Origin of the sequence: Cyclobacterium plantarum, assembly GCF_011290685.1 — a bacterium.
Classification (GTDB): Bacteria; Bacteroidota; Bacteroidia; order Cytophagales; family Cyclobacteriaceae; genus Cyclobacterium; species Cyclobacterium plantarum.
Genome location: NZ_JAANYN010000009.1, coordinates 163,520 through 177,088 on the forward strand (window position 1 = coordinate 163,520; position 13,569 = coordinate 177,088).

Sequence of the window (13,569 nt, forward strand, 5' to 3'; positions counted from 1 at the left end):
TACAGCTATAAACCTTCACGCATGTTAAAAAAAATTCTTATTTTGATTTTTACCTGGGGTGCAGTCTTCAGCACCCTGGCACAGTCACCGGATAATGATTGGGAAAGCCTTATCCAAAAGGTGGTAGAACTCAACCAAAAAGGACAAAATGAAGAAGCCATTTCATATGCAAAAAAAGCAATAATAGCTGCCAGAAAGGAATTTAGCGAGGAACACCCCTACTTCGCTGTCTCCTTAGTCAACTTAGCAATGCTATACAAAGGCATGAGACGTTATACCGAGGCAGAGTCACTCTACGCCCAGGCCACCGAAATCCTGAAAGCGCAACTGGGAGAAGACCACCCCGACTACGCCTTCTCCTTACACAACCTGGCTGGGTTGTATGAAAGCATGGGCCGTTACACTGAGGCAGAGGTGCATTATAAGCAGTCCACCAAAATCAATAAAGCGCAATTTGGAGAAAAACATCCTGCCTATGCCGGCTCTCTGCTCGGACTGGCGGGACTGTTCCAAAGTATGGGCCGCTATGCCAAGGCCGAGCCCCTGTACAACCAGGCCTTGGAAATCTATAAAACACAACTCGGCGAAGAACACCTCTACTATGCCACCCCCCTGGACAACTTGGCCTCGCTGTACCAACGAATGGGTCGTTATGACGATGCAGAGCAGCTATACACCCAGGCTATGAAAATCCTAAAAACGCAACTGGGAGAAGAACATCCTATCTATGCCGGCTCTCTAAGAAACCTCGCCTCGCTGTACCAACGTATGAGCCGGTATGCCGAGTCAGAGCAACTGTACATGCAGGCCATGGGAATCCAGAGAGCTCAACTGGGACAAAACCACCCCGACTATGCCACCTCCTTGGAAGGCCTTGTAGAGCTGCTCCTAGAATTGGGCCGTTACACCGAGGCAGAGCTCCTCATAAGCAACAAAATGGGGATCGTAAAAGCGCAGCAGCCTGGCGAAGACCACCCTAACTATACTAGCTCTCTTAACATCCTTGCAGTGCTGTACTCACGCATGGGACGTTACGCAGAGGCAGAGCCACTATATGTGCAGGCCATGCGAATCACGAAAGCCCAACTGGGCGAAGACAACCCCATCTATGCCACCTTCATGGACAACCTAGGCTTGTTGTACACGAAAATGGGCCGTTACGACAAGGCTGAGCAGTTGATGCGCAGGGCCACTGAAATCCGAAAAGCACAACTTGTCGAAAACCACCCAGACTATGCCACCTCCCTGAACAACCTGGCGGGGCTGTATCAAAGCTTGGGACGGTACGCCGAGGCAGAACCCCTATACACCCAAGCTATGGAAATACGAAAAAAGCAAATAGGAGAAGAACATCCTGATTATGCCGGATCCCTGAACAACCTAGCCTCGCTGTATCAAGATATGGGCCGTTACGATAAGGCTGAGCCTCTGTCTGTGGAGACCATTGGATTATTAAAAGCTCAACTCGGCGAAAACCATCCCTACTATGCTGGCTCGCTGATCGGCCTTGCAGCGCTTTACAAAAGCATGGGCCGGAATAAAGAGACAGAGCAGCTGTATTTGGAGGCCATTGGAGTATTGAAAGCTCAATTGGGCGAAAAACACACCTACTATGCTGCCTCCCTGACCAGCCTAGCGGGTCTGTACAGAAGTATTGGCCGTTACGACAAGGCTGAGCCTCTGTATGTGGAGGCTATTGGAGTATTGAAAGCTCAACTGGGCGAAAAACACCCCTACTATGCTCGCTCTTTGTTCGGCCTTGCGGCGCTAAACTCAATCATTGGCCGGCAGGCCTTGGCGGAAACGCTGCTATTACAAGGCCAAGAGGTTTACCTCCACCAACTCAGGTCAGTTTTCCCCAACTTTTCCGAGAAAGAGAAGGAGCAGTTCCTCAATACTTGCAATCAATATTTTGAATTTTTCCACTCCTTTGCCCTAAAGGGGCGGGAGCAGAACTCCGCCATCACTGCCACTCAGTATGACAACGCCCTGATGTTAAAGGGACTGCTGCTGCAAAGCAGCTCACAGACGCGGGAGCGCATCCTCGCCAGCGGGGATACCACCGCCATCCGCCTATTCGGGGATTGGCAGGCACTTAAACGGCAGTGGCTCAGGGAGTCGGAAATACCCAAAAGCGAACGGGATCAGGCGGGCATCGCCCCCGAAGCTACGCTGGCAAAAGCCAATACCCTGGAAAAAGAACTTTCCCGCCGTTCGGAGGCATTTGCCGAGGCGATAGACACGGTGCGCACCACCTGGCGGGAGGTGAAGCGACAACTGCAACCCCTTGAAGCCGCCATCGAACTGGTCAGGTATACATGGCATAATAAAAATTGGACAGACACCGTACATTACGCAGCCATCATCGTTACGCCCGAAACGGAAGGTCATCCCCACCTTGTTGTACTGGAGAACGGAAATGAACTGGAAGAGCGAGGAGCACAAAGCTACCAATCTGCTTTTGCCACTCGGGGGGCAAGCCGGGTCGCGGATGGCGATAACCCCATTCCCGCCGATTCGCTCTATGCCTACTTCTGGCAGCCCATCCAGCAAGCACTCGATTCCCTGGGCGGGACCGGAAAAGTCTACCTCTCCGCCGATGGGGTATACCATACCCTTAACCTGCAAACCCTTAAAAACCCCGAAACAGGTCAATACCTCCTGGAAACTCTCGACATCGAACGGGTAGGCTCTACCAGGGACCTGGTCAAAAAGAAAAAGCAGCATCCCAACAATAATAACGCCATACTGGCAGGTTATCCCAGCTACCCTGCTTCCCCCGATGCCGTGGCTTCAGCCTTGCAACGGTACCAGCAGGGGCGGGCAGCACCTGTACTCACTGCTTCTCGAAGCAGCATCAACTACGGCAGCTACCAGACCTACCGCGCCATTGACGCCAACAGAAACGATATCACGCCCCTGCCCGGCACCCTGGTCGAGGTAGAACAATTGGCTTCCATCCTCGACGGGGAGGGCATTGATTCCCAAGCCCTGTTGGAGCACGCGGCTTCCGAGGATGTGCTAAAAAAAGTAAAAAGCCCCCGTATCCTTCATATCGCCACCCACGGGTTCTTCGAGAGGGAGAGCGAACAGACAGCCGAAGGACTCAACGGTGAGATGCTTATGAGCGGGCTGGAGCGGGAAACCATCACCGAGAACCCCTATTTGCGCTGCGGCCTCTACCTGGCCGGGGCGGAGACCACGCTAAGGAACCGCGGAAATCCGGATTTCCAACGACCCGAGGGGCAGGAGGACGGCATCCTCACGGCCTACGAGGCCACCCTGCTTGACCTGCGGGGCACCGAACTAGTCGTGCTCTCTGCCTGTGAGACGGGGCTGGGTGTTACCAAAAACGGAGAGGGCGTCTACGGACTGCAGCGCGCCTTTCAGGTGGCCGGGGCCGAAACGGTCATCTTCTCCCTCTGGAAGGTCGCCGACGAACAGACCCAGGAGATGATGGGCCTGTTTTACCAAAACTGGCTACAAAAAGACAAGACTAAGCGGCAGGCATTCAAAGCCGCCCAACTGACCATCAATGAAAAATATGAAGACCCATATTACTGGGGGGCCTTTGTGATGATTGGGGGTAAACGGCATCAATTCATTAAATGATTAAAGCACCCATTTCTTACTACCGTCCAGAACTGCACGGCTATCTAATCTGAATCGCCATGAAAAATGTAATTACGTTTACGCTGTTGTTTATCATATTCGGAGCTGCTGCCATTGCCCAACAGGGCACCATACAACTTTTGCCACAGACCGGCCATGCGGCACCGGTTAAATGCCTTTCGGTAGATGCAGATGGAAATAAGGTCGCTTCGTTGGATCAAAATGGAAATATCCTGATATGGGACTTACTGCAAGCCCGCCAACTGTATGCATATGACTCCGGTGACGATGGAAAATATAGTCAGGTGGCTATGCACCCCCATCGCACCGAAATCTATCTGTTGGGCATGGATGCTATTGTCTGTATGAATTTTGAAACAGGTGAACAAAAATGGGTACTTCCGCTCCAACAAGCACCGCATGTGTTGTCGCTATCAGAAAATGGTTTTTTGCTGGCTGTGGGAATTGGCAGGCAGATATGGGTAGTAGAGGCCCTTTCCGGAACTATATTAAAGCGGATGCAGGATAGAAAAAAACAGCCCTATTCCGAAAGGGTAGAAGCGTTACAATTTAGTCAGTTGGGGGATACGCTGTATTCTGGACATAACGATGGTACTGTCCGGCAATGGGAGAGTCGAAAAGGGCGATTATTGAATAAGCGCGTGTTTCAGAATGGGCAGATATCGGCTTTGGCACTACATGCAACAGGCTCTCTGTTGGCCGTGACAGATAACTCAGAAAAAATCGTGCTTTGGGATACCCGCAACCTGAAAACAGTGAGGGAGTTTTCTGCCAGATACTCGTTTCCTGAATCTTTGGCCTTCCACCCCACCGAGCCCTGGTTATTGTTAGGCATTAATGAAGGATTGGAAGTCGATCTTGGATATAATGAGCAAGCCTTTTCCACAGGAATTATCGAAGCATGGGATTTTGAGCAAGGGGAACTGGTTTGGGAGCATCGCCAGGATGGTGGGATAAAAGAGCTTATTTGTATTCCAAACAGCCAGTTATTTCTTACGGGCGACAGGTTGTGGCAATTGAACCTTCGCCGCCTCTCTGACGGCATTCAGGTGCGCAGGTTAGAGGGGTTAACTGCCCGAATAAATGAGCTCCTTGCCATTCCCAATTCTTCCTTAGTGGTCCAAGCTGATAATTCCTCTTATTTGAAAGTGTGGGACTTAAGTACCGGAAGTATTCAGAGTAGTCTCTTTTTGGGAGATCATAACCGGGCCACCGCACTGGCGATTGATACCGTAAGAAATATGATGGCCGTAGGAATGGACAATCGGGTTTCTCTTTGGAAAATAGCAGAGAATTTTCAGATAACAGAGAAGTTATACGAGGTTGCTGCAAATCCTACAGGTATAATCAATAAAATCTTTTTTCTGCAAAACAGTGAGCGATTGGTGATAAGCGGTTCGGATATGTCACAGAGTATTTTGGATATAGCTGAGTTTTCAAGTAATGAAAATAACTTGTTTTTAAGCCCTGAACTTCAGGCACCTGCCTTCATAAAGATACTCGAAATAAAGACCGGAAATGAAATGGCTACATTTGAAGGCTACCAGCATGGAACAGGAAACGAAGTAGCAATACACCCGGTCAATGACTTAATGGCGATAGCCCAAAAAATTGGTAGCGAGACGGTTGTAGAACACTGGTCACTAATCAATGATCAGCAACTCGGTACGATCACCAATGCGCATCAGAATACCGTCACGGTAGGCAGATTCAGCCCCGATGGCAGCCGAATACTGACCGGAGGCTACGACCCTAATTTTCTGATATGGGATCTTGAGCAAACGCAATATGTAACCTTAGGTGATTATCCTAATTCCTATCTGCTGGATGCAGCCTTTAGTCCAGACAACGCTCTGGTGGCTATCGCAGAGAATAATTTGTTGCAGATCTGGGATATTGAAGAGAAAAAGCCTGTCAAACAATATATAAACTCATGTAATATTGTAAAAGTTACTTTTTCGGCTGATGGTGCCATGCTTATAGCGGGGGATGAAAGAGGGGAAATGATCTGGTGGTCGACGCGACAAGCTAAGCCAACGACCTTTGCAGCAGCTGTAGGGCAGGAAGGGTATTTGGTTTACACGCCAGAAAAATATTATTTAGCCTCCAGAGAGGCTGTTAAAAGCATGTCGTTCGCAGTCGGGCAAAAAAACTATGCTTTTGAACAGTTTGACGCACTGCTCAACAAACCCCATTTTGTCTTAGCGAACTTGCCTTATGCAGATCCCCAACTCATCCATAGAAATAAAAAGGCTTATGAAAAACGGCTGGAAACTTTGGCGATCAAAGACACCGTGATTGATTTTACCAATTTGCCCCTTTTGAAGATTGAACAAAAAAGCCTTCCAGTGGAGACATTGCAAACGCACTTGCTCCTGCCAATTGAAGCATGGGCCAGTACGGGCCGCCTCAGTCGCTTGCACAGTTGGATCAACGGCGTACCTTTATTTGGCAGGGCCGGAATGCAGCTGAGTGGCACCAATTACCGCGGGGAGATTTCTATTCCGTTGGCTAGCGGGGATAATTTGCTGGAATTTGCCGTAGAAGATGATAAAGGAAGAAGGTCCTCCAGCCTTTCTTTCAGAACCTTTTGTTCAGTCGAAGCTGTAGAAAAGAACACCTACGTAATTGGGATAGGAGCCTCCACCTACGAAGACAAGTCTAAAAATTTGCAATATGCCGCAAATGATATACGGGATTTTTGCAATTTTATGCAGAGCAGTGGCTCCCAGGTCACAGTAGATACCCTTTTCGATCGGCAGGTGACACTGGCCAATCTAAGGCAACTACGGCAAAAACTGGAACAGACGAGGGTTGACGATCAGGTTATTTTCTATTATGCTGGACATGGAATGATTGCCGATGATAATAACTATTACCTGGCCGCGTACAACACTGATTTTTTAAACCCAGAGGAGAATAGTTTGGCCTATGCAGCGATTGAGCAGCTTCTCGACGGGATACCTGCTCAAAAAAAATTGATCCTGATGGATGCCTGCCATGCGGGGGAACTAAGTTCTGGCTCGACTACGGAAACGACGATAAGCGATACTGTAAAAATTGCCCGAAGTTTCAGAGGGGCAACTTTGGTAGGGCCGACAGATTCAGGGAAAAATGCCTACTCGCTGATGAAAGAGCTGTTCATGGATATCAGAAAGGGAACAGGAGCCACCGTAATTGCTGCGGCTGGTGGTGACGAATATGCCTTTGAAGGCAGAAGCACGGAAGGTAACATCATTACTAATGGCATTTTTACCCATTGCTTGCTGGAAGGTCTGCGAACAAAGAAAGCAGATAGCAATGAAGATAATAGGATTACGATCAATGAACTGCAGCGGTATATCTCCACAGAAGTTCCCAAATTGACGAAAGGCCTACAGAACCCTACCTTCAGGATTGAAAACATTGCGAATGACTGGGCGATATGGGAATAACTCTGACTAGGGGTAGGATATTTCTAACCTGAGTTCGAGTTAAGAACGTACTTACAACCCGGCTATTTCGTCACTGCGACCCTTTTTTGTGGGCACTATGGTGTGGCAGTCCCGTTTTATGAAAGATTCCTACGGCTTCCTCCGCACCTACCCACTCTAGAAGCGTCGGAATGACGGTTTTATTATGAAAAAACGAAATTCCTTTGGTCAAGAAAGCACCCCGGTTCCATGGTTTTCCAGAACAACATATTAGGATGCTGCAAACGAGGATGTCCCTAAAGAGGGATCAAAACTGCTTCTGAAGCATACAGAAAAGCATTGGAAGGTACAAATTCCTGTTGCTATTATAGGTTCATTGAATACGCTCCGATGCAGGCAGGAGTGGCAAAGACCCGCTGGCACCCAGGCAGGCGACCGAACAGATTACTTTTTTTGGTTTCAGCCAACCACTTGGCTTAAAAAATCCCACGATATTCTCAGGAATACCTTGCACTGCATGTAAAAGGTTTCTAAATTAGGTAGTTAGAAATATCCCACCTGCCATGTACCGGATCCTTTTCTTACTTGTTTGCATTTTATTTTCCACCACTGCCCTCCAGGCCCAAACCCCACTCCTCGATGCGATCAAAGCCGGAGACCTGCCGCAGGTGCAGGAACTTGTGGAAACCGGGACGGATGTAAACGCCCTGGATAAGAACGGTGCCACCCCGTTGATGTGGGCGGCCTACCAAGCCGATTTGGAAATAGTACAATGGCTGGTCCATTACGGAGCCGACCCATTTTTAAAAATAGGTGCCATTTATCTAAACGAAGAAAAAACGGCTTACTACGGCAACCTGACGGGCATAGCCGCCGGGGAAGGCAAACTGGACCTGCTCCGCTATTTGATTGAGAAAGTGGGTATTGATGTGGATGATAAAGAATACAACCCCGAAACGGACCAGGAAGACGGCTGGACAGCAGCGCAATGGGCAGATAGCAAGGTACAGGCTGAGGTGATGGCCTACCTGGAAAAAAGTGCAGACCTCAATTTTTTGTCGGATACGCTCCGTAAGGCCAATATGGATATCACTAACGGGGCGACTTTTTATAAAGCATCTAGTTATAAAGCCTCCATGATGCTGTTTGAAAAACATATCAAAACACTCAAGGAAACATTTGGTGCAACGGATACCACAACCTATGCTACGTTTCTCTATGTATTGGGAAACGCCTCCGAACAATCCGGCAACTACGAAGAGGCAGAGCAGTACTATTCGGAGCTTTTAGTACTCTGGAGATCGGTCGGCGGCGGAGACCACCCCTCCTATGCAGCCTCCCTGAACAACCTTTCAGCGCTTTATAAAAGCATGGGCCGCTACAACGAGGCCGAACCGTTATTCACGCAGGCCATGGGAATCGTGAAAGCGAAACTGGGCGAAGACCACTCCGACTATGCCACCTCCCTGAACAACCTGGCCGGGCTATATGAAAGCATGGGCCGTTACACCGAGGCAGAGCCGCTCTACACACAGGCCCTAGAAATCAGGAAAGCACAACTGGGAGAAGACCACCCCGACTATGCCCAATCCCTGAACAACCTGGCATTGCTATACGGAAGCATGGGCCAGTACGTCGAGTCAGAGCCGCTCTACAAGCAGGCCATGGAAATCAGGAAAGCACAACTAGGCGAAACCCACCCCTCCTATGCAACCTCGCTGAACAACCTGGCCGGGCTATATGAAAGCATGGGCCGTTACTCCGAGGCAGAGCCGCTCTACACACAGGCCCTAGAAATCAGGAAAACACAACTGGGAGAAGGCCACCCCGACTATGCCCAATCCCTGAACAACCTGGCAGAGTTCTACCGAAGAAAGGGCCGATACGCGGAGGCAGAGCCGCTCTACTTTAAGTCCATGGGAATCCGAAAAACGCAACTCGGCCAAGACCATCCCGACTATGCCCAATCCCTGAACAACCTGGGGTTGCTGTTCAAAAGCATGGGGCGGTACGCCGAGGCAGAGCCTCTGTACACGAAGGCCATGGAAATCCGAAAAGCACAACTCGGCCAAGACCATCCTTCCTATGCCGCTTCCCTAAACAACCTGGCGGCAATGTATGTAGACATGGGCAGATACACCGAGGCAGAAGCACTATACATGGAGTCTATGGAAATCTATAAAATAAGAATCGGTGAAAACCACCCCAATTTTGCCCTATCCCTGAATAACCTTGCAGCCTTTTATAAAAACATGGAGCGGTACGCCGAAGCCGAGCGACTATACAGGCATGCCGTAGAAATCAGGAAAATGCAACTAGGAGAAAACCATCCCGAATATGCCAGCTCCCTGAACAACCTGGCAGGGCTATATGAGAGTATGGGTCGCTCTGCCGAGGCAGAGCCACTGTACGCGCAGGCAATGGAAATCTTTAAAGAACAACTGGGCGATAATCACTCCGACTATTCCACGGTGCTTTCCAACCAAGCAGTACTGTACCATAACCTGGGCCGCTTTACACAATCAGAACAGCTCTTTGTCGAGGTCCTGGAAATCAGGAAAGCGCACTTGGGCGAAAACCACCCCGATTATGCTACCTCCCTGAGCAACTTGGCAGCGCTTTACCGGAGCATAGGCCGATACGATAAGGCAGAGCCGCTTCTGTTTCAAAGCCAAGAGGTGTACCTCCACCAACTTCGGACCGTTTTCCCCAGCCTTTCCGAGAAGGAAAAGGAACAGTTCCTCAAAACCTTTAATTACAATTTTGAAACCTTCCACTCCTTCTCACTGAAACGCAAATTGGACAACCCCGCAATCGCCGCCCACCAGTACGACAACGCCCTTCTGCTGAAAGGGCTGCTGCTGCAAAGTAGTTCGCAAATGCGGGAGCGAATATTCGCAAGCGGGGATACCACCGCCATCCGTCTGTATGGAGACTGGCAGGCGCTCAAACGGCAGTGGCTGCATGAATCGGAAATACCCAAAAGCGAACAGGAACAGGCGGGCATCGACCCCGAGGCCACAATGGCAAAAGCCAATACCCTCGAAAAAGAGCTTTCCCTCCGTTCGGAGGCATTTGCCGAGGCGTCAGACACCCTACGCACCACCTGGCGGGATGTGAAACGACAACTGCAGCCCCATGAAGCCGCCATCGAAGTGGTCAGATACAGATGGTATAATAAAAACTGGACGGACACCGTGCATTATGCCGCCCTGATCGTTACCCCTAAAACGAAGGAGCATCCCCACCTTGTGGTGTTGGATAACGGCAACGAACTGGAAGAGCGGGGGGCTCAAAGTTACCAGTCGGCTTTTGCCACGCGGGGGGCGAGCCGGGTTCCGGATGGCAACGAACCTATTCCCACCGATTCGCTCTATGCCTACCTCTGGCAACCCATCCAAGCAGCACTCGATTCCTTGGGTGGGGCAGGTAAAGTCTACCTCTCAGCCGACGGGGTGTACCATACACTTAATCTGCAGACCCTCAAGAACCCCGAAACGGGCCAATACCTCCTTGAAACTCTTGACATTGAACGGGTCGGCTCCACCAAGGACCTGGTCAAAAAGAAAAAACGGCAGGTCCCCAACAATAACGCCATACTGGCGGGCTATCCCAGCTACCCTGCTTCGCCCGAAGCGGTGGCCGCCGCCCTGCAGCGTTACCAGCAGGGGCGGGCAGCGCCGGTACTCACCGCTTCCCTGGGCAACAGCAACTATGGCACCCACCAGACCTACCGCGCCATCGATTCCACCCGAAGCAACATCAGCCCCCTGCCCGGCACCCTGGCCGAGGTAGAACAACTGGCTTCCATCCTCGACGGGGAGGGCATTTCTACCCAGGCCCTGTTGGAGCATTCCGCTTCCGAGGATGTGCTGAAAAAAGTGAAAAGCCCCCGTATTCTCCACATCGCCACCCACGGGTTTTTCGAGCCGGAGAGCGAACAGAATAGAGAAGGCCTCAACCGAGAAATGTTTATGAGCGGACTGGGAAAGGAAACCGTCTCCGACAACCCCTATTTGCGCTGCGGCCTCTACCTGGCCGGGGCGGAGACCACGCTCAAGAACCGCGGAAATCCGGATTTCCAGCGTCCCGAGGGGCAGGAAGACGGTATCCTGACGGCCTACGAGGCCACCCTGCTCGACCTGCGGGGTACGGAACTGGTGGTGCTCTCCGCCTGTGAGACAGGGCTAGGCGTCACCAAAAACGGGGAGGGAGTCTACGGCCTGCAGCGCGCCTTTCAGGTGGCCGGGGCCGAAAGCGTTATCTTCTCCCTCTGGAAGGTCGCCGACCAACAGACCCAGGAGATGATGGGCCTGTTTTACCAAAACTGGCTACAAAAAGACATGACCAAACGCCAGGCATTCAAAGCCGCCCAGCAGACCATTAAGGAGAAATACAATGACCCCTATTTCTGGGGGGCTTTTGTGATGATTGGGGGGTGATGTTTACAGAATTAAACCTTTACGCATGTTAAAAAAACTACTTATTTTGATTTTTACCTGGGGTGCAGTCTGCAGTTCCCAGGCACAATCTCCAGAGAATGATTGGCAGTCCCTTAACCAAAAAGTGAAAGAACTTTACGGAAAGGGCCGTTATGAAGAAGCCTCAGTATATGCCGAAAAAGCTGTGTTGGTTGCCAAAAAGGAATTCGGCGAAGACAACCCCAAATATGCCGGCACTCTGAACAACCTGGCCTTAATGTACAAAAGTATGGGCCGGTATGCCGATGCCGAGCCCTTGTACCTACAAGCAAAAGAAATCAGGAAAGAGCAACTGGGGGAAGAACACCCTTACTATGCTAACTCCCTATTTAACATAGGAGAGCTTTTTATTTTAACAGGCAGGCTATCTGCCGCAGAAGGGCATATCAATGAAGCCATCAAAATTAATAAGCGTACCTTAGAGGAAACACATCCTACCCTAGGAAAGGATTATACCAGTCTTGCCGATTTATATATTAAATTAAACCGCCTGGAAGAGGCGCAAGCGCTACTGGAAAAAGCCAGGGAAGTAGTAGAAACCGCCCTCGGCAACCAACATCCGCTTTATTTCAATGTCCTTTTTCAACAAGCCATTCTATTCAGAGAGCTCAAGCAGTTTGAAAAGGGAATTGTACTTTTCGAGAAAGTGCTGGAAGGACGGGCAACTATTTTTGGTAAAAATCATCCTGGCTATGCCCTGGCTCTAGGGGAACTCGGCAAGTTGTATGTAGCCACCAATCAGCATCAAAAAGCGGAGCAAGCCTATCTCCAAGCCAATGAAACCCTAAGGGCCATCGTAGGAGTGCAGCATCCCCAGTACCTGCAAAACCTAGGCGAACTGGCGGGCATGTATCAGAAAACGTTTCAATACAATAAAGCCACCATCTCCTATCAGGAAATACAGCAGATATCCGAGGGATTATTGAAACGAGGCGCGACAGACCGTGAGCAGGTGCCCCGCAACTTACAAGCATCAGGAGAAGAGGCGCTTAAAACAGCCAATACCCGGCCTTTTATCCATATTTACTCCCCGGACCCGCTGCAACGCAACGAGCGGGGCGTCAACCGGCTTAACGCAGCCAATTTTACCATTAAGGGTTTTGCCACCGCTGCCTATGGCATCAAACAGTTGCAGGTAAATGGGCAGGAAGTCCCTGTTTTCCCGGATGGGGTCTGGCAGTACCCGGTTCAACTAGCCGAAGGAGAGAACCAGGTGCTTATCAAGGCCGTGGCGCATTCAGGTGATGAAGCCCTGGATACCCTGGTTCTGAACTACGAAAACGAACAGGTAAACCGCTCAGAAGCGCCCCGTCGCTTTCTATTGACCATCGGTATCAACGACTACAACTTCGAAAGCTGGCAGCAGCTCCATATGCCCGTAAAAGATGCCCGTGATCTGCTCAGTGCACTGGTAAACAAATACGACATCACCGATGTAGATACGCTTTTCAATCAGTCAGCGTCCTTTGCCAATGTACGTGACCGATTGAAGCACCTGATCGGAACTACCCGCCCTCAGGATGAGGTCATTATCTTTTTTGCCGGGCACGGCGAGTACGATGAAGGTTTTGATGAGGACGGCAAATGGATTTTAGCCAATGGCCGCCTGGGTAATGCCAGCCTCGCTGCGGTTATCGAAAAAATGGAAGCAAAACATGTACTGGTACTGGCAGATGCCTGTTTCTCGAGTTCGTTTTACCTGAAGCGCGGCGAGGGGCAGGAAGCTGCAGAAGCGAGGAATCAGAAAAGATCCCGCTGGGTACTGGCTAGTGGTAGCATGGAAACCGTGCTCGACCAGATGCCCGGCAAACAAAACAGCCCTTTCGCCTGGCACCTGATTGACTTCCTGCAAAAAGCCGAAGGCGATGTCCCGGTTTCCGCGCTCCGAGACCACCTGGAAACCCAGGTTCCAAAATACACCGACCAACAGCCCGTTTCCGGCCCCATCAGGAGTGACAACGGCGGCGAATTCATCTTCCGCAAGAAAGTTGAAAAAAATTGAGTCAAAAGCGTGAAGCTTTTCCAGTCTGGGGTATTAGGGT

The 13,569-nt window shown here is 50.4% G+C and carries 4 protein-coding genes; all 4 read left to right on the forward strand.

From position 1 onward, the window contains the following. Positions 1-21: 21 nt before the first annotated feature. The 4 genes from G9Q97_RS19340 (at position 22) to G9Q97_RS19355 (ending at position 13,529) form a co-directional block, all read left to right on the forward strand. Positions 22-3,612 (forward strand): CHAT domain-containing tetratricopeptide repeat protein, encoded by a 3,591-nt coding sequence (locus tag G9Q97_RS19340; RefSeq protein WP_166149875.1) that lies wholly within the window; start codon positions 22-24, stop codon positions 3,610-3,612. Between the two features lie 59 nt (positions 3,613-3,671). Next, on the forward strand, positions 3,672-7,067 hold the full coding sequence (locus G9Q97_RS19345; RefSeq protein ID WP_166149877.1) for a caspase family protein: 3,396 nt from the start codon (positions 3,672-3,674) through the stop codon (positions 7,065-7,067). A gap of 542 nt (positions 7,068-7,609) precedes the next feature. Beyond that, entirely contained in the window at positions 7,610-11,488 is a 3,879-nt protein-coding gene (locus G9Q97_RS19350; RefSeq protein ID WP_166149879.1) for a tetratricopeptide repeat protein, read from the forward strand. Positions 11,489-11,513: 25 nt separating this feature from the next. Beyond that, positions 11,514-13,529: a tetratricopeptide repeat protein gene (locus tag G9Q97_RS19355; RefSeq protein ID WP_166149881.1), complete on the forward strand. Its 2,016-nt coding sequence runs from the start codon at positions 11,514-11,516 to the stop codon at positions 13,527-13,529. Positions 13,530-13,569: the final 40 nt, after the last annotated feature.

Bases quoted from the DNA above. Each gene is read 5' to 3' on its own strand.
- G9Q97_RS19340 (WP_166149875.1), top strand. From the start codon at position 22: ATGTTAAAAAAAATTCTTATTTTGATTTTTACCTGGGGTGCAGTCTTC.
- G9Q97_RS19345 (WP_166149877.1), top strand. From the start codon at position 3,672: ATGAAAAATGTAATTACGTTTACGCTGTTGTTTATCATATTCGGAGCT.
- G9Q97_RS19350 (WP_166149879.1), top strand. From the start codon at position 7,610: ATGTACCGGATCCTTTTCTTACTTGTTTGCATTTTATTTTCCACCACT.
- G9Q97_RS19355 (WP_166149881.1), top strand. From the start codon at position 11,514: ATGTTAAAAAAACTACTTATTTTGATTTTTACCTGGGGTGCAGTCTGC.